The organism is Pseudomonas sp. KCJK9016, from assembly GCF_046231795.1.
GTDB lineage: Bacteria > Pseudomonadota > Gammaproteobacteria > Pseudomonadales > Pseudomonadaceae > Aquipseudomonas > Aquipseudomonas bananamidigenes.
In genome coordinates this window covers 129,065-151,643 of the sequence record NZ_JBJJMM010000011.1, presented here as the reverse complement: position 1 = coordinate 151,643, position 22,579 = coordinate 129,065, and the positions used below count along the sequence as shown (strand labels likewise).

Here is a 22,579-nt window from a genome sequence, read left to right as displayed (position 1 = left end):
ATTCGCCTCTTCCTACAGCTCCTCGCTTAGCAGTCGTGCTGTGGTGACCGCTGCTAGGAGATCAAGATGGCTCGAGGCAAATGACTTCTTTAGGAGCGAGCGGGGAAGGGCCCAATCCCATTTCTCTCGGCTCATGTTTTCGACGTTCTCCAAGATGGATTCTACATCTGAGATGTCCATCTGACCGACCACACGTAACGCTCGCAACGTATCGTCCTTACCAAATGCAACCTCTAAGAAAAGCCCGGTGTTTTCGCACTGAATGCCCACATGTCGGAGCAACAACGCCAGCGCATCATTGGTGTAGTCCCCTCGCCAGGTCGCAACGTGGCTTACGCTGGCAGAGCTGAAAATTGCCGCACTGTTCAAACCGAGGGCGCGGAAGTTACTTCGAGCTTCCTCCAGTAGGGTTTGAGCGTATTTGTCCACGAAGGGACAGGAAGTGGTTTCCATCAGCACGTTTCGCATTTCAAGCCTGACACGATCATCTACCCGTGCACCTAAACCATCAAACTCCGGCGGCTCCCCCCCTCTTGCTGGCGTAACGACGATCACTTTAGCTTCAAGATCTACATCTTGAACCTGCCAGCGTCTTCCGCCGAAGATGATACGTTGTCCCCTGGACAGGGGTTTGCTGACGGGCAGCGAGCCCAGTGGTTTGCCATCTCGGAGTAAACGAAACTCTTCATCGCTCGTGAAGGCAGTGTAGAACTCGTAGTGGTTTATCAAGCGCTCCCCCAACTCGCCTGGCAGCAGGAGGCCTGAACCTTCTTGGACGATCAATTCTTTCTCGCCCATGCCCTTGAGCAAAGACAGGAAATCAGGCTTGGTAACACTCGCAAAACTGCCGCTGGCTATGAGATCTCCCCATAATTGCGTAGCCGAAGCACCACCAAACTGAGCGATCGAAGAAAGGCACTGCTGCACCAGCGTTGACGCGTGTAAACCTTCCGACCGAGGTGGCTCAAACCATCCACTGATCAGCAATCGGATCATTGCAATTGTTTGGACAAGGCCCTCTCGTAACTGATCGGAAAGATCCGACTGATCCGTTAAGGGACGCTCTCGGCAGTATGCCCTGAGTGTAGCGGGCTCACCGGCTCGACGACCCGAGCGGCCAAGCCGTTGCCTAAGACTCGCCACGGAGGGCGGACAGCCGATCTGCGCGACTGTCCTGATGTTACCGATGTCGATTCCCAGCTCTAGGGTGGTAGTACATACGGCAGAAGCAGGAGGATCTCCTGCTTTTAATGCCCGTTCGGCATCCTGCCGCAATTCCTTGGACAAACTACCATGGTGCGGCCAAAACTCGTTTGGTACTCCATCGTTCTCGCACAGTGAACGCAGGCGGTCAGCAAACCATTCAACCTCTTGGCGCCTGTTGGGGAAGATCAGGTTGTTATGCCCCTTCAGTACCTTGTACAGGTGACCTGCAATTGCCACTTTGGTACCTGAGGCGTCCTCCTTCTCGTCACCTTCATCTGCTGACGTATTCCCCAGGTGTTCCGCCACTAGCTGCTGCATGGGTTGTTCTATGTATCCACGGACTTGTACCTGGAGTTCCTGTCCTGAAGATTTCGACTCGATGACTGTAATGTCATCGGGGCGAGCTGGCCTCAGGAACTTTCGTGCCAGCGACATCTCCCCAAGCGTCGCAGAAAGCCCAACACGGGGCAGCGCTCTGCCTAAGACTATTTCAACCCGCTGCATGAGTGATTGCAGTTGTTTCCCGCGCTCACTTCCAATGAAAGCATGTAGCTCGTCAACGACGATGTAGCGCAGGTTCTGAAAGACTGCAGGTAAGCTTGATCCTCTGTTTACGAAGAGGGCCTCGAGGGATTCCGGAGTGATCAGCAAGATGCCCTCAGGAGATTTCAGGAACCGCTGTTTCCTGCTGGTTGCTACATCACCATGCCAAGCAACGACGGGCAGTTCGAGCCTCTCACATAGCCGGCTGAGCCTGTCCCACTGGTCGTTGATCAGTGCCTTGAGCGGGCTGATATACAGAACTGCGCCGGCGGGCTCACGGTCGTTAAGCAGATTGGTCAGGATGGGAAGGAATGCGGCCTCTGTTTTACCTGCTGCGGTGGACGCTGCAATGATTACATCCCGATCAGCGCCCACCAAAGCAGGTACCGCCCACTCCTGAGCATCACGTAACGACGTCCACCCCTGTGACCAGATCCATTGTTGAACCTCGGGATGAAGACGCTCGAACGAGGAGGAGTCAGAGCTTGAAGCTTGCGAGCTCATCGTCGGCCTCGACTTCAAGATCTTGTTGCCCGCCATCATCCTTAGACAGCTCCACGGCCCCCAGCAAGGTACGCCATTCCGCCGTAGGATTTTGCTCGATCACCGCGAGCAGATTGATGAAGGCTGTAATGGTCGTGCGCGGCGTCCGGAAGTACGCCTCGCCTAAGCGCTGATTGCAGTGCACCATGAAAGCGGGGATAGCTTCGTCCGGCAGCAAGAATTTATCAGGCTCGCCGTATGCATAGACATTGCGAAGTTTTTGTAGAAGCACGTAAAAGTCTTCAGGGGTTAGGCTGCTGAGCCGAATGACCGGCCCAGAAAGGTCGACGAGGCCCGACTTCGCAAAGCTGTTTTCCGCAAGTCGCGATTGCAGGGCGGGGTAGCTGTAGAGTCCCCGACGAGTGTCCATCAGAAACTCTGGTGTACCGCCCAAGACAAAGCCCAGACCTTCAGCGGAGCCCTGCAACGAATCGTTGAGGATGCGCAGAATCTGTTCGTAGTTGGCGTTACGGGCTTGGGTATTTGCTAGTTTGTAGAGGTTGACCAGTTCATCCAGGCAGACCATTAAGCCGCCAAAGCCAGCCAGACGCACGAACCGCGACAGCAATTTCAACTGGTCGTAGACAGAAGCATCATCGACAATCGTCCGCACGCCCAGTGCAGCTCGCGCGTCGGTTTTGGTAGAAAATTCCCCGCGGAGCCACCGGATGGCGTCAGCTTTGAGTTGCTCATTACCTTCCTCGAAACCGCGGCAATAGGCAGCAATGACGTCGGCAAAATCATAGCCGTTGACCATCTCGGTGAGTTCTGCCAAGTACTCACGAATAACTACCTCACTCTCGACCCCTTTGGCTTTGGCTTCCGTTTTCGCCTGGGAGATGAATTTCTCAACGATACCTTGGAGGGCGCCGCCATCAGGCTTGGTACGCGTGGCTATATTTTTGGCCAGCTCCGAGTAAAGTGAGCGTGCCTGACCGCCCGAAGCGTGAAGTCGGCGGTCTGGATTCAAATCGGCGTGCATGGTAACGAGCTTGCGCTCCATGGCGATTCCACGCACCAGGTTGAGGAAGAAGGTTTTGCCCGCACCGTACTCGCCAACAACGACGCGGAATGCCGAGCCGCCATCCGCAAGACGATCCACATCCTTGAGCAGTGAGTCGAGCTCACCCGCCCGACCTACCTGAATCAGATGTTGCCCAACACGGGGCACCACGCCTGCACGTAGCGATTGGATGACCGCGTCGCGATCCTTGGCTCGTATCTTACTCATAGGGCTAACTCATCCAGAATGTCGGGGTTGATTTCAATGGGATCATCGCCCTCGGTGACGGGCATGTCGAACAGCTCAAACGCTGTGTCGTTGATCCGTTCCAAGGCGCCGTCCAACATCAGTTCCATATCGCTGGCCGCGTCCTCCAGCTCCGCACGGCTCCATTCAGGCCGCGAGACCAGAAGTCGGAGGAACGCGGAATGCTCGACGTCCAAGCCATGTACGGTAGCAAACTGCTCTGCGGTACTGTCTTCCTGCAATTGGGGCGACCCGGACTCCAAGGCGCTAGGTATTTCAGTGGACGCTTCATCATTGAAGACGCTGGCCAGCAGCGCCGACACCTCTGCCGTTTCTTGCTGCAAACGAGCAACCTTGTTCATGTCCAGTGCAAGGCCTGAACCAGTGATTTCTGAAGTCTGTCCCTCAGGGGCCGGCGTGGCAGTCGCAGTCATTGCTTCCACGACCGGGGAAGGACGAACGGCTGCAATATGGAGGTCGCTATAGACGAACTGAGGATCAAGACCGAGCGATTTGTACACGCGCTCAAGCAGCTTCACCTCCTGCGGCGTCACTTCACCATCCGCATGTGCCAGATGGGCCAGGAAACTAGCAATTTTTCGTTTGGCCTCGAGGGTAAGGGGTTCAAGCTTCTTCTTGAGGCTTGCCAGCGTGGGCGGTTGCTTCAGTTGGATTTGGAGGTGTGCCTTCAAACGTTTGCGATGCGCGACGCAGAGGTGATCCCATGAGTCAATGTGGCCTGACAGCAGACTTACCTCTTCTAGCGAAGTGTCACCGTCTGCCGCAGCGACTGCACTGGCCAGGTCTAAAGTCACAGCTGCAGCGCTGTAGGCATATGTAGAGCGAAGGGTGCCTTCGTCAGAGTCCGCAGCGAACAACGCGATGGTGTCTTCTGCCTTGGGTGTACGGCTGCCAGAAAGGACATCGGGCTCCAATCCGATCCGTTTGCTTTCCAACGCCCGGGCGAGTGCGATGACTTTGTCGCGGGAAAGCGCGCCGGCGGATTTGAAGCGACCTGCAAGTTCTCCGAAACTCATGCTGATGGTTTCGCCACCGACGCGCAGCTCCAACTGTTCGAGTTCAGCTTTAGCATCAGCAGGCCAGAGTTCAGTTGGCAATTGCAGGATGGCTTCCAGGCTATTCCCTGCGTCTGGATTGCGCCCCAGATACCGACTGTAGGCATCGAGTACGGTGGTGCATTCTTCGACAATGACCTGCAGCTTGTTACGCGTTCCTGAGGTCGCCGCAACATCGGGAAGGTCACCTACGGCCACTGCCGGAATGTTCAACCCGGCAGAAGCGGGGCGATAGGCAATCTTTAGCTTGGTCTTGTTCTGCAGGAGCGCAATGCCATTGGGATAGCGCTTCGCGAATTCGTTTTTGAAGAGCGCTGCGAATTGCTCCGGGCACCGGGTCACGGGTGTACGCCTGGAAATGTTGGGTTCTGCAAGCGCCCAGGCCAATGCCCAGCTCGGGTCAAGCGGATACTTGTCCACGGCCATCTGTCCCAGCGCAACGCGCAGTGACATAGGAAGCTCATATCCATCTGCGGCACTGGCAGCGGGCTCGCTCATGTAGCTTTGAGGTAGTACAGAATCAGCGTCGATATAGGCGAGAAAACGGGTAGCGTAGCTGCGGAAGGAGTTGTTGTCGCCGTAGAGACCAAGCAAGCGTTCCACCTCAGCCTTGATGGCAGGGATCTCTGCTTTGGCCTGGGGATCGCTCGGTGCATCGACCAACGCGCGGCGTTCAAGCCCGTAGAAAAACAGGAACACGTAACCTGCATCTGCAGGCTGACAGCGTTCTCCTGCCAACCATTGCAGATACGCTCGTCGCGCCTCGGGCGTGATGCTTCGGTAGTTTGGCCAGTAGGGCATCTGCCGCTCGGTGAAACTTACAGGTGAGCGCGCGACTCGAAGCGTGGCATCGATCAAGGACGGTTCATATTGGCCAAACTGTGTCGCTCGCTCGGTGATGTAGAGCATTCCGCCGGGGATGGCCAAGCCAGCCACGTTGATGGACTCACCTTTAGCCAGCCAACGAATCCCCATGGGCTTGGCATTTGGGCTTGGGATGGCGTAGCTCTGATTATCGCTGGACGAACCGACCTGAACATTATGGAAGCCTCGTTCGCGGGTGCTGGTGCTGAATTGGATGGTAAAAGTGGGGGAGATTGCTTGTCGAGAGGCCGCGGCGACCTTTGCAGCAATGTCATCTTCAGGAATGTAGGGCTTTGCCTGGGTGACGCGTCTGACGGTCCATATCAATGCACCTATGCCCAAAATAACCCCAAGTGCAATCCACACCTGTTTAGGAATCTGTGCCAAAAGGGCAACGACGAATAACAAGGCGTACAGAGCGATCAGCCCGCCGCCGCTCCCTTTGCGCTTCCGTGGCATATAAGTGGTCCGTAAAGTTGGTAATGGCCAAATGGCATTCTTACGGATTTTTCGAGGGGGGCCAAGTTGAACAGACGAAGGGAGTGTAGTGGTTAACAAATTTCAGACACGTCGTTAGGCTTTTTCTCGGCCAGAGCCGGGGCGAGCCCACGATCAAGTACACCTAACGTGCACGACGTCTGCAATAATGACCACCATTGCGGCGCGAGGGCATGTCGAGTGCTCGTGTCGGTATCCGGCATCTGGTATTGGAGGATTCCATGCGTGACATTATTGATGGCTTTCTGCGCTTTCAGCGCGAGGTGTATCCGCAGCGGGTCGAGCTGTTCAAGCAGCTCGCGACAGAACAAAACCCCAAGGCATTGTTCGTCACCTGCTCGGACAGCCGTGTAGTACCTGAACTTCTCACACAGCGCGAGCCGGGCGAGCTGTTCGTGATTCGCAACGCCGGCAACATCGTGCCGTCGTACGGACCTGAACCGGGTGGCGTCTCGGCCACCGTGGAATATGCAGTCGCCGTGCTTGGCGTGAAGGACATCGTGATCTGCGGTCACTCGGATTGCGGAGCAATGGGCGCGATTTCACGCTGTACCTGTCTGGATCACCTTCCGGCGGTCGCCAACTGGCTGCGTCACGCAGACGCCGCGAAAGCGATCAACGCGGCCCATGAGTTCGAAACGCCTGGCGCCAAACTCGACGGTCTCGTGCGGGAAAACGTGATCGCACAACTGGCGAACCTGCGGACACACCCGTCGGTGGCCCTCGCGCTCGAACAAGGTCGCCTGAATCTGCATGGCTGGGTCTACGACATCGAGGCCGGATGCATCGACGCGCTGGATGGCGCAACCCGGCGCTTCGTCAAGCTTTCCGACTCACCGGCTACCGTTGCCGTCGCTGCACGCAACACGGATCAGATGTAACGACGTCTTTATTGGCCCGACCCGGCCCGGTGCCCGGCGCAGCCCGGGGCCGGGTCAGGCTTTCAATTCCCTTTCTTCCCAGCAGTCCCAGCTCGCCGGCGCGGGCACTTCACACATGGCCTCCGTTCGATAAACGATCGCGTTACTGCCGTCTGCTGTGGCTTCGGAAGTCAGTCATAAGCATATGAATTTATAATTGATCGCACGCTCACGAATTACTGATAGCTTAATCAGCGAAAGACGTCATTGTTCCTGCTGGCCAACAGAGCGGGTCATGTTTCAACGGATGAAAGTTGCACGCGGACTTCAAGGACGATAGACCTCTCAGCATTCGCTACATGGCCACTGGGAAATCGCTATGCCTGTTTGAAGTCCATTCAATTGGATTGATAAACGGTACCTGACATGACGGCTACGCTGAATGACTCGACTTTGCGACTTGCACCTGCCACACCACACTCCCTGGATATATTCGAACTTAAAGAATCCAACGTTCGTTCTTATTGCCGGGACTTCACTGCCACCTTTCACACTGCCGAAGGATCGACCCTGACCAGCGAACAGGGTCAGGTGTTCATTGATTTCTTCAGCGGTGCGGGGGCTCTGAATTACGGGCATAACAATCCCGTCCTGAAAGCCGCGCTGCTCGACTATATCGACAGCAATGGCATCACCCATGGCCTGGATTTCAAGACTACTGCCAAGAAAAGCTTTCTGACGGCGTTCGATGAGCAGATCCTGGCGCCACGCAACCTGAAATACAAAGTCCAGTTCCCGGGCCCTACCGGCACCAATGCGGTAGAAGCCGCGATCAAACTGGCCCGCAAGTACACCGGTCGCCAGAACATCGTGGCATTCACCAATGCGTTTCATGGCATGTCCCTGGGCAGCCTCGCCTTGACCAGCAACCCGCGCAAGCGGGCCGGGGCAGGGGTTACCTTGAACAACGTGACGTTCATGCCGTATGACCGGTATTTCGGCGATGACCTGGACACCTCGTTGTACCTGGCCAACATGTTGCGCAGCGGCAGCGGTGTCGATAAGCCCGCCGCCATTGTCCTCGAGACAGTGCAGGGCGAAGGCGGTGTGAACAGTGCTTCGGCCGCGTGGGTGCAGGCGGTGCAGCGCATCGCCCATGAGCATGACATTCTGTTGATCATCGACGATATCCAGGCCGGCTGCGGCCGCACAGGGGACTTCTTCAGCTTCGAGGCCCTCGGTGTCACCCCGGATATCGTGACCTTGTCCAAATCCATCAGCGGCTACGGCTTGCCCTTGTCCCTTGTGTTACTGGCTCCCCATCTGGATGTGTGGGAGCCCGGGGAACACAACGGCACGTTTCGTGGCAACAATCTGGCGTTTGTCACGGGCAAAGCGGTTATCGACCACTATTGGAGCGATGCGAGTTTTACCCGGGTGCTTCGCACCAAGGCCGATCTGCTGGAGCAAGGGTTGCTGGCGTTGTCCGAACGCTTTGCCGCAAGGGCGCCTAATCGCCTGAAAGGGCGCGGGTTCTTCAGAGGCATTGAGTTTCAGGACAAGGACCTGGCGCAAAAGGTTGCGGCACAGGCTTACGCGGGCGGGCTGATCATTGAAACGTCGGGCATCGACAACCAGGTCCTGAAGTTCCTGCCGGCACTGACCATATCTCCCGCGCAGATCACACAAGGCTTGCACATACTCGAGCAGGCTTTCGCCGAGGTGACCGCGCCATGAGTGATCAAGTCATTACCCGCCATGCGTCACTCGATGATGCCGAAGCCATCGCACCATTGCTGGACAAATACCGCCAGTTCTATGGTGAAAGCTCCGACCTGGCACGCTCGCTGGAGTTTATTAAACAGCGATTCTTTTTGGGCGAATCCGTCATTGTGGTTGCCGAGTTCAATCATGAAATCATTGGATTCACGCAGTTATATCCCAGCTTCTCAAGTGTCACACTTGAGCGCCTCTGGATACTCAATGACTTATATGTCGAAGCCTCCAAACGCAAGAAAGGAGCCGGGCTGGCGTTATTGAATGCGGCAAAGACATTTGCGCAGTCAACAAACGCCAAACAATTGTTTATCGAAGGCGCAGACGACAATCCACACGCACGAGATCTTTACACTCGATTTGGATTTATCGAGAACACGGCATATCACTATTACCATCTTCCGTTAAAGCCATTCCAGGGATAGGAGCTTTACCATGTCAAACACTGTTTTCGATATTGTGGGTATCGGTTTTGGCCCCTCCAATCTGGCATTGGCCATTGCGCTCGAAGAGTCGGCATCGGCGCTGACCTAGCGTTTCCTCGACGCCAAGCAGAAGCCGGACTGGCAGGACGAGATGCTGCTCAGCGGATCGGACATCCAGAACAACCCGTTGCGGGATCTGGTGACGCCGCGCAATCCGCGCAGCCGCTACGGTTTCGTCAATTACCTGAAAGAAACCGGTCGCCTGTTCGATTATCTCAACCTGCCGTTGACGTATCCGCTGCGACGGGAATATGCCGAGTACATCAAATGGGTCGCCGGGCATTTTCTCGGCGATGTGGAGTCGTCGGCGTTTGTGCAGCAGGTCGAACCGCTGCTGTTCAAGGGAGAGCGAGTGTGGAAGGTCACCTATAACGATCAGCGTGTGATCTACGGGCGCAGCCTGGTGCTGGGCACCGGGCGCACGGCGAATATCCCGGCGGTGTTCGAAGGGCTGACCGGCCCCCGCGTGTTCCACCTCAATCACTACCTGGAAAACATCAACAAGCTGCCTGCGAGCGTGCAACGTGTCGGCGTGGTGGGCTCCAGTCAGAGTGCGGTGGAGATCGTTCTCGACCTGACGGCCCGATTCCCCGACAAGGAAATCTATTCGTTGCACCGCAGCTTCAGCTTTCGGCTCAAGGACACCAGCCCGTTCAGTGACAAGGTGTATTTCCCGGAATTCATCGACTACTACTTCGGCCTTCCGCCTGAAGCCAAATCGCGGCTGGACAAGCAGTTGCGCGGTACCAACTACAGCTCCGCCGACGAAGATGTCATCAACGCCCTGTACGTGCGCATCCATGAGGAAAAACTGCAGGGCAAGGAGCGCATCAGGATCCTCAATAACATCGCCATCGAACAGGCGCACATTGATGCGTCGGGTCAGGTGCAACTGGCACTCAAGGAGGTCAATCAGCTGACGCATTCGAGCCTGACGCTGGATGCGCTGGTCCTCGCCACCGGCTTCAAAGACATCGCAGACAAGGAAAACGGCGAGCTGTATCCGCCGCTGCTCGCGCCTCATCACCGCCGGTTCCGCACGGATGAACAAGGCGCTCTGGTGGTCAATCGCGATTACAGCCTGACCGCTCTGGATGACTTGCCGGCGGTGTTTCTCAACGGGTTGTGCGAAAGCTCCCACGGGCTGGGGGATGCGGGCTCGTTCAGCCTGATTTCCCTGCGGGTGGAGCACATTCTTTCGGCCCTGGAGAAAAACCTGGAGCAGGTCGAAACCCCGGTGCAAGCCTTGGCTTGATGCCACCCGGCAGCAGCCCGTCCGGGCTGCTGCTTCAAACAAGGAGGTTTTATGTTCACAGCAGCGTTGATTTACATCCTGGCGGTCATCAGCCCGGGACCGAACTTCATCATTGTCAGTCGATTCTCCTCACTGGGCTCGATTTCCACCGGGCTTGGAGCGACGCTGGGCATCTGCACCGTCGGCGTCTTCTTCTCGACCATTTCCCTGCTGGGTTTGGCGGCCTTGCTGCATGAATACCCGGCCTTTTCCAAGGTGGCCACCTTGTGTGGTTCGACCTACCTGCTCTACATCGCCTACAGCATCATCAAAAGCGTGCTGGCCAAAAATACCGGCACCACCGAAAGCACTGCCGTTGGCGTCACCAGCTTCGGCAAGGCTTATCGGGTGGGCGTCATCACCAACATCAGCAACATGAAGACGATCGCCTTCATGATCAGCATCTACGCCGGTTTTCTCTCGTCACCGCGCACCGACATCGAAAAGGTTCTGGTGGTCGCGTTGTGTTCAACCCTCGAAGTCATCTGGTATTCCACCGTGTCGTTGCTCTTCGGCCAAGGCCCGATCAAGGCGCTGTTTCTCAAATACACTCGGCAGATCGATATAGGGCTGGCGGTGTTCCTGGTGGCGTTCTCTCTCAACAACGCCATTCCAGTCTTGATTGCCAGCCGGTGAGGTCGCGTCATGGAATGGAACGATGTGCTCAAGGACGTGAGCGTGCGCTTCAAATCTCGCAGTTGGTTGCTGATCGACCTGCCTCGCGAGGGGTTGCTGCTGAATCGGCTGATGCGGAACCTGGCAAGCGATTACACCCGGTTCACCCTGATACTCGACTGTGGCCTTGAAGATGTCTTTTCCATAGTCGATGCCTTGGGGGCGGGTATCAGCTATGCAGCCTCGTTACAGACGGTCAGGCGCGAGGCTGAAGCTGAGGTGGCGGAAATACCGGAGGCGGTGGCGTTTCACGACTTCAAGTGGGCGTGTTGATGGATTCATTTTCGCCACCCTCTGCTACGAAGTGGCCTTCAGCTCATTCAGGCGCTGAAGCTCAAGTTGCCGTGCCGCACTGGCTTCAAGATTGGCACGCTCCTGATCCAGATACCGATGGATGCTCTGGAGGCTGGCGATCTTCTGTTGGATTTCGGCCATTTTCTTTTCAATCAGCTTGGCGCCCTCGGCGCAGTCAATCCGTTGGTCGCGCTGCGCATCGAGAATTTCGCCGATTTCCCCCAGGGAGAAGCCCATGCTTTGCGCACGCTGGATAAAGTCCAGATCCTGCAGGGTTTGCGCGTTGTAGACGCGATAGTTGTTCGCTCGACGCTCCGCTGTGATCAGGCCGATTTGTTCGTAGTAACGTAGCGTATGGCGGCTGGCACCGCTGCGGGTCTCGAGTTCGCCGATTTTCATGAAAAACACCGCTTGACTGTAGAGTTGGGTCGATAGTTTACGCTTGATTCCTCACCGGAAAACAGGAGCAGAGGAATGAGCGTGGAGTGCTTTGTCACAGGGGGAACCGGATTTATCGGCCAGCATTTGGTGGCGCTTTTGAGTGCAAAAGGTCACACCGTTCGAGTGCTGATGCGTCGCCCCGAGCGACTCGCGACGCTACGCGAGCAAGTGGATGCGTTGGGAGGCAACTCTACCCGGGTATTCGCCTTGGCGGGTGACCTGCAGAGTGACGGGTTGGGGTTGAGCCCGGCAGACCGGGCCGTGTTGAAACACGCTGGCGTCCTGTTCCACCTCGGCGCCCAGTTCGCCTGGGGGCTGTCAATGGAGCAGGCTCGGGCAGTCAATGTTGAAGGCGCCAAGCGTGTGGCCTTGCTGGCGGCCGAGCAAAACAGCCGGTTAGTGATGATCGGCGGCTTCATGCTGAAAAATCATGAGCATCTGCGGCGCATCGGCATCGATCCTCTGCATCCGCAGTCGACCGATTGGCCAGCGGTCTATCGGCGCGTCGGTGGTTACGAGGGCAGCAAGCTGGAGGCGCACTTTGCGACCCTGGCGCTGATGGCTGCCAAGGGCGGCGAAATGACCGTGGTGCACCCGGCGACGGTATGTGGCCACAGCCGCACCGGGCACATCCTGGAGGGCCAGCCGCTGGTGGCGCTGATACGCAACCTTGTGCAAGGCAAACTGACTGCGGTGCCCGGTACCGCCAGGCACTGGCTGCCGCTGGTTACCGTGGATCACCTGGTTGATCTGACGGCAGCGTGTGCGTTCGATCCTGCCATGGCCGGGCAGGAACTGCTGGCGCTCGATGACCAGACGCCCGACCTGCGCGAACTCCTGGCACAGGTGGCAGAATCGGTTGGCGTGAAATCACCCAGGCATTACATCTCGCTTCGATGGCTCAAGTGGCTTTTGAAGATTGCTCCCGTCGCGCGTTTTCTGAATACACAACCCGAGGCGCTGGACTTCATCCAGACCACGCGCTTTGATACTTCAACGCTCGAGCAATTTGCCAACCGGCATGGCATTGCCAGGCCGGACATATGCGAATCGTTGCAGCACACTGCAAGGTTCGTCCATTCATATTGCCTGTAGAGGGGCCTTCAGAATCCATAGCTGCCGCTCCAGTGCAGGTGATTCAACGGCAAGTCATACGTTTGCTGTGGTAGCAAATACGGCCTGGGCATCTGCGTCGGTGGCGGCTTCGCGGCCAAGGCGGCGTAGGTCGACAATTACTGGCTTGGCTCCGCCGCCTTGTCCTTCTGAATCTGCAACGATGCCTTGCTTTTGTCGCCATCTTTATTCGGGGCATCGTTCGAACCTTCGAAACAGCCCTGCAAGATCAACACGGAACAAAGTCCCAGACACGCGCAAAGTGTTTTCATGATCCTCTCCTTTCAACTGAAAATACCTCTTCCAGTTCCGAAGGCTCGAACGGCGGCGGAGTTCATTCTGCTTTGCGCATTCCGGATCGGCGGAGAGCACTAGCGCAGCAGATGCACTGCCAGGCCCACGAGCGCGCAGCCCAGCAACACCTGGATAACTCCCCGTTTGAAGCGAAACAAGGCTACGGCGGCGGATATCGCGATCAGCGCTGAAGGCCAGTCGAGACTGGCGCTGAAGCCTTTTGGCCAAAGGACGTGATAACCGAAGAAACAGGCCAGGTTGAGGATCACGCCAACCACGGCGGCGGTAATGGCCGTCAGTGGTGCAGTGAACTTGAGTTCATTGTGGGTGGACTCCACCAATGGACCGCCTGCGAGGATGAACAGGAAGGAGGGGAGGAACGTGAACCATGTCACCACGATGGCGGCCACAGCCCCGGCCATAAATAACTGATCGGCCCCGAAGACTTGTGAAACGTAGGCTCCGATAAACCCCACGAAGGCCACCACCATGATCAGCGGCCCGGGCGTGGTTTCCCCCAGCGCCAGGCCGTCGATCATCTGCGTGGGTGTCAGCCAGCCATAGTGACCGACCGCGCCCTGATACACATACGGGAGAACCGCATAGGCTCCACCAAAGGTCAGCAACGCCGCCTTGGTGAAAAACCAGCCCATTTGGGTGAGGGTGCCTTCCCAACCGAAAACGGCGGTCAACACGCTCATCGGCAGTACCCACAACCCGGCGCCGATGAGTGCCAGCACTGTCAGTTTCAGCCAGCTGAACCGGGCGTGTTCCGGGGGAGGGGTGTCGTCGTCGATCAGAGCCGGGCCAAAGGATTTCTTGTCGGCGCGATGGCCTCCGGTCCTGAACTTCTCGGGAGCCAGGCGCCCGCCGGCATAACCGATCAATGCCGCCCCCAGCACAATCAAGGGGAACGGAACATTGAACGCGAAGATCGCAGTGAATGACGCCGCCGCTATCGCCCACAGCCAGTTATTTTTCAGCGCCCGAGATCCGATTCGATGGGCCGCTTGCACCACAATAGCCGTCACGGCAGGCTTGATCCCATAGAAGAGCCCGGCCACCACGGGCACTTCGCCGAACGCGATATACATCCAGGACAGGGCGATCAGAATGAACAAGGAGGGCAGCACGAACAGTGCTCCTGCGATCACTCCGCCCCAGGTACGATGCATCAGCCAGCCGATGTAAGTTGCCAACTGCTGGGCTTCAGGCCCGGGCAGCAGCATGCAGTAGTTGAGCGCATGCAGGAAGCGGCGTTCGGAGATCCAGCGCCGCCGCTCTACCAACTCCTGGTGCATGATCGAAATTTGCCCTGCCGGTCCACCGAAGCTGATGAAGCCGAGCTTCAGCCAAAACCAGAACGCCTCACGCAGACTGACGGTTGGCGGTCTCGGCAGTTCGTTTTCAATCGTGGGGGACATCACTTTATCCATTGGATTGGTCATCGTTTACAAACGCCGTCAGGATCGATGAAGGGCAGGATAAAAGCAGTAATCCACAACAGCAATATGAGCGCGGCGGGCAAGATGAGCTTTATCCGAGGAGAGGATTGATTGCTCTTAAAGTATCTAAATGAAGCAAAAACCATCAGTTGTGACGCTATTTTAGGTTAACTACACTAAATGAGTCTTTAGTTGAGCTATGAAAAAAAGCTGAGAAATCAATGGAGAAGACCATGCCGAACGCAAATGACGTGATTGCCGCTCTTGAACTGGAAGTTCATGTTGAAGGCGGCTATTTCCGCAGGACGTATCAGGCCGATCATCGAGACATGCTCGAAACCAGGACTGGCCCACGTTATTTGATGACGTCCATTTACTATCTGTTGACCGAAGATTCGCCGATCGGCCAGTTTCATTTCAACCAGTCGGACATCCTGCATTTTTTCCATCTGGGCGACGCTATCGAGTACAGCCTGATTCATGCTGACGGCTCATTGCAGACATTGGTGATGGGCAAAAACGTTCTGGCCGGACAGCATCTGCAACTACACGTACCAGGCGGAATCTGGAAAGCCTCCAGACTGCTGCATGGCGAATACGGGTTTGGGTTGATCAGCGAAGCGGTTTCGCCAGGATTTGATTTTGCGGATATGGAAATGGGGAATCGGCAGAAGCTCGTGGCGCAGTATCCGCAGCATCGAGCGTTGATTGAAATGCTGACACGTGATGAGGATTGAGAATGGTCCATTTTGAAACAGGGAGATCATCGGCATCAAAGACATGGCGCCTGGGACGATGCCGGAGATTGAAATCGTGTGTGCAACCGGGTCGATCTTGAAATACATTGTTACGTGTAATGTATATTATGTTAAACGGTGTGTCTGAGATAAGCGCCACCAACTGGTCCCAACGCCTCTTCAGCATTATCGACCGGGACGCCTCCACCAGCGTCCCGGCCCGAGCCAATCACTTCTGATATTTCGTCAGCGCTTCAACAATGTTCGCCGGTGCTTCCGCATATTTGGAAAACTCCATTGAATAGCTCGCGCGTCCCTGCGACATAGAACGTACATCTGTCGCGTAACCGAACATCTCGCCAAGCGGTACTTCAGCGCGGACGATACGACCAGAGACAGACTCGTCCATACCTTGTACCAGACCGCGACGGCGGTTCAGGTCGCCCATCACGTCACCCAGGTATTCCTCCGGTGTGACCACTTCAACTTTCATGATCGGCTCAAGCACAACGCCGCCGCCTTTCTGGGCCAGTTGCTTGGTCGCCATGGAGGCCGCTACCTTGAACGCCATCTCGTTGGAGTCGACGTCATGGTAGGAACCGTCAAACACGGCAGCCTTCAGTCCGATCAGCGGATAGCCGGCAACGACACCGTTCTTCATCTGCTCTTCGATCCCTTTCTGGATCGCCGGAATGTATTCCTTCGGAACCACACCCCCCACGATTTCGTTGGTGAAGACCAGGCCTTCGGTGATGTTGCCTTTTTCGTCCATGTCCGGCTCCGAGAAACGGATCCAGCAGTGCCCGAACTGGCCACGACCACCCGACTGACGAACGAACTTGCCTTCGATCTCGACGTTGGATTTGGTGATCTTTTCGCGATATGAAACCTGTGGTTTGCCGATGTTGGCCTCGACGTTGAATTCGCGCCGCATGCGGTCAACGATGATGTCCAGGTGCAGCTCGCCCATACCCGAAATGATGGTCTGACCGGTTTCTTCATCGGTCTTGACCCTGAACGACGGGTCTTCCTGGGCCAGCTTGCCCAGCGCGATCCCCATCTTTTCCTGGTCCTGCTTGGTTTTCGGCTCAACGGAGAGCGAAATCACAGGCTCAGGGAAATCCATACGCTCAAGGATGATCGGCTTGTCGGCGTCGCACAGGGTTTCACCCGTGGTGACGTCTTTCATGCCGATCAGCGCAGCGATGTCGCCTGCCCGCACTTCCTTGATTTCGTCACGCTGGTTGGCGTGCATCTGCACCATACGACCCACGCGTTCTTTCTTGCCCTTGACCGAGTTGATGACCGAGTCACCCGAGGTCAGGAAGCCCGAATAAACGCGAACGAAGGTCAGAGTCCCCACAAACGGGTCTGTGGCAATCTTGAATGCCAGCGCCGAGAACGGCTCGTCATCGTCAGCGTGACGCTCGTCGTAGTCATCCTCTACCAGTTCTTCCTTCGGCTTCTCGATGAGATCAGGGTGAATACCCTTGATCGATGGGATCTCGGTCGGCGAAGGCAAGTAGTCGATAACGGCGTCGAGAACCAAAGGAACGCCTTTGTTCTTGAACGACGAACCGCAGACCGCCGGAACGATCTCGCCGGCCAGCGTTCGGGCACGCAGACCCGCCTTGATCTCTTCGGCGGACAGCTCACCTTCTTCCAGGTACTTGTTCATCAACTCTTCAGTGGCTTCGGCTGCTGCTTCCACCATCTTGTTTCGCCACTCGTTGGCCAGGTCTACCAGATCTGCAGGAATCTCTTCCTCGCGATAGGTCGTGCCCTTGTCGTCTTCGTTCCAGTAAATGGCCTTCATCTTGATCAGGTCGACCTGACCCTGGAAGTCATCCTCTGCGCCGATGGCCAGCTGGATCGGAACCGGAGTGTGGCCCAGACGGTTCTTGATCTGCGCGACTACACGCAGGAAATTCGCGCCGGCACGGTCCATCTTGTTCACGTAAACCACACGGGGAACGTGGTACTTGTTGGCTTGACGCCATACGGTTTCGGACTGTGGCTCGACACCGGCGGTGCCGCAGAACACCACGACAGCGCCGTCCAGTACGCGCAGGGAACGTTCAACTTCAATGGTGAAGTCAACATGGCCCGGGGTATCGATAACGTTTACGCGATGTTTGTCGTACTGGCCACGGGACCCCTTCCAGAACGTGGTGACAGCCGCAGAAGTGATGGTGATCCCCCTCTCCTGCTCTTGCACCATCCAATCGGTGGTCGCGGCACCGTCGTGAACCTCGCCCATCTTGTGGCTCAGGCCCGTGTAAAACAGGATCCGCTCGGTCGTGGTGGTTTTGCCGGCATCGACGTGCGCGACGATACCGAGATTGCGATAAAGATTGATGGGCGTTGTACGAGCCATGATGCGCTCCTTGAAGGGTGATAAAGCAATTATTCACGACCGGAAGAATGATTGTAGATCCATCGAGAGGTAGACGACGAAGGCAGTTTTCAGCAGCAATCAACACACTGTTTCCGAGCACCTTGTTGACGGAAACTCGTGAAACGTACAACTGTCATAACACCTGTTTACGCTGCGCCACACGGCGGCGCATGATCCTCGAAATGCCGTCATCACTCAGGAATTGAACATGGGCAAAGTCGTCGTCGCGTTGTTGTTCGTAATCGGTGCTCTGGGCTATGCCCTGGTTGAAGGACCGCAGGCTGCTCAACCACCGTTGTTCATGGCCGTTCTAGCAAGCATTGCGGCACTCGTTGCACTGGTACATATCTCCAGTTCGCGCTCTACCGATTGAGTCCGAAGACCAGGCCTTCCGGGTCCATTGCAGCACAGACGTGGCTTCGATTCGGGCGCCCAACGCAATCTTGTTGTGGAACCAAGATTGATCAAAAGTGGTGGTTCAACTGCAGCCCAACGCCATTGACCGTGTTCTGGTAGGTGGCGCTATAACCCGGGCGCAGGCCACCCTGCGTCGTGTCCTGTGAAACCTTCACCGGATCTTCATGAATATAGCCGTACCCCAGATCCAGAGAGGTCTGGTCAGTCATCTGCCAGTTCAGACCTACCGTGAAAATCTTGCGGTCTCCCGAAGGCGCACGGGTGGAGGTGTACTGATTGGGCATCGGTGTCGGTTCATAGGCGATCCCGCCACGAACCTTCCATTGCTTGTTCAGGCGATAGGACAGACCTGTGGAGAACGACCAGGTGTCACGCCACTTCAAGGTTTCGAGGATCGTATCGAAAGGGCCATAGGCCTGTGGCACACCGGAGTTCAGCACCCTCAATTCCTGCACGCGGCTCCAGCGACTCCACAGCGCGCCGGCGGAAATATCCAGTCGATCATTGATGCGCCAGGTCGCCGAGGCATCGACCGTTTCCGGGGTTGTGAAATCGAGGCTCGCGTCGTACTTACCGTTGAGCCCCGGCAACCCCGGCACCGGGATCGGTGACAGCAACCCATTGGCGCCCGAGACTTTGGTCTTTCCACTCAGGTTGTAGTCGACCCTGGAGTGATAGGTGAGCCCGAGAGTCAGATCGTCCAAGGGGTCGAACAGGATGCCCAGATTGAATCCCAAGGCCGTGTCATCGCCGGTGACCTTGACCGTCCCGTCGCCCTGCCCGCCCACCGCGCTGTTGGCAATTTTGCTTTCGAGCAGCCCGTCGATGCGGTTGATCGTCGGCCCAAAACCCACCGACAGTCGATCATTGATCCGGTAACTGACCGTCGGCTGCAAGGTGATGACCTTCACCTGAGTCCGCGAACTGCGATAGCGTCCCTGGAAGCCGCTCTCATAATCCGTGCTTCCACCAAAGGGGGCGTAAACCCCGAAACCCACGTGCCAGTCATCGTTGAGTTGCAGCGTATAGAAGCCCGATGGCACGATGATCGGATCGGGCACCATATCGCCGCGCGAAGTGCCCGACACCGTGGTATTGACGTTGCTGATGCGCGAACTGACATCAATGAAACTGAGACCGCCACTGACGTGTTCACCCGCCAGGCGGGACATGCCGGCGGGGTTGCCGTAAACGATCGAGGCATCCTGCACATCAGAAGCCCGACCCGAATAAGCCTTGCCTGCCGAGCTGATGCTCTGTTCGTTGATTTGCAGGCCGTTGGCCAGGAGTTGAGTGGAGGTGAGGCAAAGCCCCAGCACACAAAGCTGATTTCTTATTGTCATGATCTGGCTCTTGTTATTTTTTTGGTGGGCGCGAACACCCAAGGCACGCGGATGGATCGTTGGATTCAATGATGAGATAGGTCGCCAACCATCCATGGCGACGGGTTTGGTTCAGCGTTTGCGCATCCGCTCGGCCAGCGCACCGATCGGTCGGGTCATGCTGCGTCGCAAGCGTTGAGAGAAGGATTCGCCCTCATAGATCGGCGCCGGGGTGACCACTTCATTCGGCTGGCGGTACTGCGGAAAAAGACTGAGTGCATGGGCCCGGTTGATGCCGTGCATGATTGCCGGCGACCACATCTCCAGGCTTTCCAGCGTCCGGCACTGCAGCGCCGTGGCGGGAGCCGGGGCAAAGGGATAGTCACTGCCGAAAAGAATGTGTGACGGTTCCACCATTTCCTTGAGCGCCGCCATGGAATAAGGTGATGGTGACAACGCCGTATCGAAGTAAAAGCGACGGATGTAGGTCATGACCCCTTGCGGGGCGTGCTGCTGAAACTCCGGCAACATGTTGGCCAGCGACACACGCCAGGCTACAAACGGCAGGAAGCCGCCGGAGTGGGACAGAATCCAGCGGATGCCGGGATACCGTTCCATGGTGCCGCTGAGAATCAGATTGACCGCCGCTCGGGTGGTATCGCAAAGAAACTCGATGAGAAATCCCGGGGTTTGCAGACCGATGCTTTCGCTGGTCCGGTGCATGTTGGGATGGATGAACACCACAGTTTTTCTACGGTCGAGCTCGGCCATCAATTCATCGAAACGTGGGTCACCCAAAAACACCCCATCGGTGCTGCCCAGCAAAACAATGCCCTCGGCCTTGAGCACGTCCAGCGCATGAACGGCTTCACGGCAGGCGGCCTCGGTGAACGGCATCGGCAGCACCGCGAAGTTGCCGAAGCGGCTCGGGTAGCGCGTACGCATCTGCGCGGCGAATTCGTTGCAGCGTCGCGCCAGTTCACTGGCCTGTTGGACCCCGTCACCGAAGTGGACGCCGGGTGCAGACAGCGAGGTGATCGCCCGCTCGATGCCGTTCGCATCCATCACCTCAATGGATTTTTCCGGGGTCCAGTCTGGCAGCGGCGCTCCCGCAACGGAGTGCAGCCCTCTGGCATTCATCGCATCGACGAATGCAGGTGGAATGATGTGATGGTGGACATCGATACGGCCTTGCTTGATTGACATGCTGACTCTCTTGTTTGGGCTTCGACCGAGCGCGTGCGGCCACTGGGTAAAGAACCGTGCTCGGTGGCCGTACAGCTCTCGAGATCAATATTGAACATTTGTGTTCAATTATGTCAACGATCGGCAAACGCTGATTTGCTTTATTTTGAACGCAATTGTTCAATGTCCGGAATCTCTCCGTTGGAGCTCATTGCTTTGAAACTCAGTCCCGTGCAAAAGCGCATCCATGAAGCGGCGATCCGGCTGTTTGTCGAGAAACGTATCGAAGAGGTCAATGTCAGCGAGCTGGCCCAAATCGCCGGCGTGGCGCGCGGCACGATCTACAACAACCTCAACTCGGTGGAGACGCTGTTCGAAGATGTCGCCAGCCAGCTCAGTGCCGAAATGAACGACAGGGCCGCGCGCAGTACAGATCCCCATGCGTCCCCTGCCGTCCGCCTGGCTACCGGTATCCGTCTGTATATCCGCCGCGCCCATGAAGAGCCGCACTGGGGGGCGTTCATCGTGCGCTACGGGGCCAGCAATGAGACGCTGCAACAGATGTGGAGCGGTCCACCCATGCACGATGTACTCAGCGGCCTGACCAGTGAGCAATACAGCTTTAGACAGGAGCAACTGCCTTCGGTGATGGCGATGATCGGAGGTGGCGTACTGGGGGCCACGATGCTGGTACTTCAGGGGCACAAGACCTGGCGCGACGCAGGTTCCGATATGGCCGAATTCGTTCTCCGGGCGCTCGGCGTGTCAGCCGATGAAGCGCGCAGCATTGCTACACAGGATCTGCCCCTTCTCGCAACCTGAGGTCCTACGCTGATGTTTCTTGAGCCAGATCCCTTCGGGAATCTGGCTTTTTTATTGCCCGCAAAAAGACAATTGAACACTGTTGTTCAATTCTAATCTTGAGTGTTAGAGTCTGTCGCAAGCACTGACCCACCGCCCGGGTCGAAGTGCCTTACGCCAGGAACTGACAATGAACAATAAAGAACCTCTTCCTGCCCTGACCTCGCGAACGGTACAAGTGGGTCGTCGGCAGATTTTCATCAGCGAAACGGGCGTCGGCCATCCCCTGCTGATGCTTCACGGTGGCGGAGCGGGAGCCTCGGGGCTCTCAAACTACTCGCGCAATATCGAATCGCTTGCCCGGCAGTTCCGCGTCATTGTGGTCGACATGCCCGGTTACGGCCGATCCACCAAGGGTGTGGATCGCAAAGACCCCTTCGGCGATCTGGCGGGGGCGATGCTCGGCCTGCTCGACACCCTGAACATCAGCAGCGCTCACGTGGTGGGCAACTCTTTGGGTGGTGCCTGTGCCTTGCGCATGGCGCTGGATGCACCCGGCCGTGTCTCGGCTCTGGTGCTGATGGGCCCCGGTGGCGTCAATACCACTCGCAGCCTGCCGACGCCCGGTCTCAAGCTGTTGCTCGACTACTACAACGGCGAAGGCCCGACGCTGGCCAAGATCACGCGTTTTATCCGCGACTACCTGGTGTATGACGGCAGCCAGGTCAGTGACGAAATGATCCGCGAACGTTTCGAGGCGAGTATCGACCCGCAGGTCATTGCGGCCCCTCCTCTGCGTCGGCCAACCGGTATTCCCCGCTTCTCGCGCTGGGACTTCACCCGCGATTCACGCCTCAAGCATTGCCAGGTTCCGACCCTGGTGCTCTGGGGGGCGGACGACAAGGTCAACCGTCCCAGCGGTGGCGAGGCGCTGCGCAGTCGCATGCCGGATTGCAACCTCTACCTGTTCAGCCGGACCGGTCATTGGGTGCAGTGGGAACGTGCGGACGAATTCAACTCCGTGACCCTGGCGTTCCTCGCCAGGCGCACAGCGCGCTGAGTT

The 22,579-nt window shown here is 57.0% G+C and carries 18 protein-coding genes and 1 pseudogene; 11 read left to right on the top strand and 8 right to left on the bottom strand.

The annotated features are described in order from the left end of the window. Positions 1-12: 12 nt before the first annotated feature. Genes ACK6BI_RS13430 through ACK6BI_RS13420 form a run of 3 tightly spaced genes read right to left on the bottom strand, consistent with a single transcriptional unit; the run spans position 13 to position 5,940 of the window. On the bottom strand, positions 13-2,184 hold the full coding sequence (locus ACK6BI_RS13430) for a DEAD/DEAH box helicase (RefSeq protein WP_409317478.1): 2,172 nt from the start codon (positions 2,182-2,184) through the stop codon (positions 13-15). A 43-nt stretch (positions 2,185-2,227) separates the two neighbouring features. Continuing rightward, positions 2,228-3,523, bottom strand: a complete 1,296-nt coding sequence (locus tag ACK6BI_RS13425) for an ATP-binding protein (protein ID WP_409317431.1) — start codon at positions 3,521-3,523, stop codon at positions 2,228-2,230. Continuing rightward, the gene (locus tag ACK6BI_RS13420; RefSeq protein WP_409317430.1) at positions 3,520-5,940 is read right to left on the bottom strand and encodes a TerB N-terminal domain-containing protein; all 2,421 of its coding nucleotides are present in this window, start codon (positions 5,938-5,940) and stop codon (positions 3,520-3,522) included. The genes ACK6BI_RS13425 and ACK6BI_RS13420 overlap by 4 nt, the downstream gene beginning before the upstream one ends. 260 nt (positions 5,941-6,200) lie before the next feature. Here ACK6BI_RS13420 and ACK6BI_RS13415 point away from each other — a divergent pair, with 260 nt between their 5' ends. From ACK6BI_RS13415 to ACK6BI_RS13390, 6 genes and pseudogenes are all read left to right on the top strand, one after another. Then, a complete protein-coding gene (locus ACK6BI_RS13415) occupies positions 6,201-6,860 on the top strand; it encodes a carbonic anhydrase (protein WP_065257353.1) in 660 nt (219 codons plus the stop codon). A gap of 462 nt (positions 6,861-7,322) precedes the next feature. Next, entirely contained in the window at positions 7,323-8,576 is a 1,254-nt protein-coding gene (gene ectB, locus ACK6BI_RS13410; RefSeq protein WP_409317477.1) for a diaminobutyrate--2-oxoglutarate transaminase, read from the top strand. Continuing rightward, positions 8,573-9,040, top strand: a complete 468-nt coding sequence (locus tag ACK6BI_RS13405; RefSeq protein WP_409317429.1) for a GNAT family N-acetyltransferase — start codon at positions 8,573-8,575, stop codon at positions 9,038-9,040. Before ectB ends, ACK6BI_RS13405 begins: the two co-directional genes overlap by 4 nt. 10 nt (positions 9,041-9,050) lie before the next feature. Beyond that, positions 9,051-10,355 (top strand): annotated as a pseudogene (locus ACK6BI_RS13400) (SidA/IucD/PvdA family monooxygenase). Positions 10,356-10,406: 51 nt separating this feature from the next. Then, positions 10,407-11,030 (top strand): LysE family translocator, encoded by a 624-nt coding sequence (locus ACK6BI_RS13395; protein WP_409317428.1) that lies wholly within the window; start codon positions 10,407-10,409, stop codon positions 11,028-11,030. 9 nt (positions 11,031-11,039) lie between these two features. Next, entirely contained in the window at positions 11,040-11,342 is a 303-nt protein-coding gene (locus tag ACK6BI_RS13390) for a hypothetical protein (RefSeq protein ID WP_409317427.1), read from the top strand. A gap of 24 nt (positions 11,343-11,366) precedes the next feature. Here ACK6BI_RS13390 and ACK6BI_RS13385 read toward each other — a convergent pair whose 3' ends face one another. After that, positions 11,367-11,762: a MerR family transcriptional regulator gene (locus ACK6BI_RS13385; protein ID WP_409317426.1), complete on the bottom strand. Its 396-nt coding sequence runs from the start codon at positions 11,760-11,762 to the stop codon at positions 11,367-11,369. Between the two features lie 75 nt (positions 11,763-11,837). Between ACK6BI_RS13385 and ACK6BI_RS13380 the strand changes: the two genes are divergently transcribed. Beyond that, on the top strand, positions 11,838-12,899 hold the full coding sequence (locus ACK6BI_RS13380; RefSeq protein ID WP_409317425.1) for an SDR family oxidoreductase: 1,062 nt from the start codon (positions 11,838-11,840) through the stop codon (positions 12,897-12,899). A 389-nt stretch (positions 12,900-13,288) separates the two neighbouring features. On the opposite strand, the gene chrA is transcribed toward ACK6BI_RS13380, so the two are convergent. Continuing rightward, positions 13,289-14,647: a chromate efflux transporter gene (gene chrA / locus ACK6BI_RS13375; RefSeq protein ID WP_409317476.1), complete on the bottom strand. Its 1,359-nt coding sequence runs from the start codon at positions 14,645-14,647 to the stop codon at positions 13,289-13,291. 242 nt (positions 14,648-14,889) lie between these two features. On the opposite strand from chrA, the gene ACK6BI_RS13370 reads away from it, so the two are divergent. Beyond that, on the top strand, positions 14,890-15,393 hold the full coding sequence (locus ACK6BI_RS13370; protein ID WP_409317424.1) for a cupin domain-containing protein: 504 nt from the start codon (positions 14,890-14,892) through the stop codon (positions 15,391-15,393). 229 nt (positions 15,394-15,622) lie between these two features. Here ACK6BI_RS13370 and fusA read toward each other — a convergent pair whose 3' ends face one another. Continuing rightward, positions 15,623-17,770 carry an elongation factor G gene (gene fusA, locus ACK6BI_RS13365; RefSeq protein ID WP_409317423.1) on the bottom strand — a complete coding sequence of 716 codons (2,148 nt, stop codon included), beginning with the start codon at positions 17,768-17,770 and terminating at the stop codon, positions 15,623-15,625. A gap of 229 nt (positions 17,771-17,999) precedes the next feature. Here fusA and ACK6BI_RS13360 point away from each other — a divergent pair, with 229 nt between their 5' ends. After that, entirely contained in the window at positions 18,000-18,164 is a 165-nt protein-coding gene (locus tag ACK6BI_RS13360; RefSeq protein WP_176704400.1) for a hypothetical protein, read from the top strand. A 91-nt stretch (positions 18,165-18,255) separates the two neighbouring features. On the opposite strand, the gene ACK6BI_RS13355 is transcribed toward ACK6BI_RS13360, so the two are convergent. Together ACK6BI_RS13355 and ACK6BI_RS13350 are read right to left on the bottom strand one after the other, a co-directional pair. Further along, positions 18,256-19,551 (bottom strand): OmpP1/FadL family transporter, encoded by a 1,296-nt coding sequence (locus tag ACK6BI_RS13355; protein ID WP_409317422.1) that lies wholly within the window; start codon positions 19,549-19,551, stop codon positions 18,256-18,258. A 111-nt stretch (positions 19,552-19,662) separates the two neighbouring features. After that, positions 19,663-20,736 (bottom strand): amidohydrolase family protein, encoded by a 1,074-nt coding sequence (locus ACK6BI_RS13350; protein WP_409317421.1) that lies wholly within the window; start codon positions 20,734-20,736, stop codon positions 19,663-19,665. A 195-nt stretch (positions 20,737-20,931) separates the two neighbouring features. Between ACK6BI_RS13350 and ACK6BI_RS13345 the strand changes: the two genes are divergently transcribed. Continuing rightward, positions 20,932-21,537 carry a TetR/AcrR family transcriptional regulator gene (locus ACK6BI_RS13345; RefSeq protein ID WP_409317475.1) on the top strand — a complete coding sequence of 202 codons (606 nt, stop codon included), beginning with the start codon at positions 20,932-20,934 and terminating at the stop codon, positions 21,535-21,537. A gap of 169 nt (positions 21,538-21,706) precedes the next feature. Continuing rightward, entirely contained in the window at positions 21,707-22,576 is an 870-nt protein-coding gene (locus ACK6BI_RS13340) for an alpha/beta fold hydrolase (RefSeq protein WP_409317420.1), read from the top strand. The last annotated feature ends 3 nt before the right edge of the window (positions 22,577-22,579 follow it).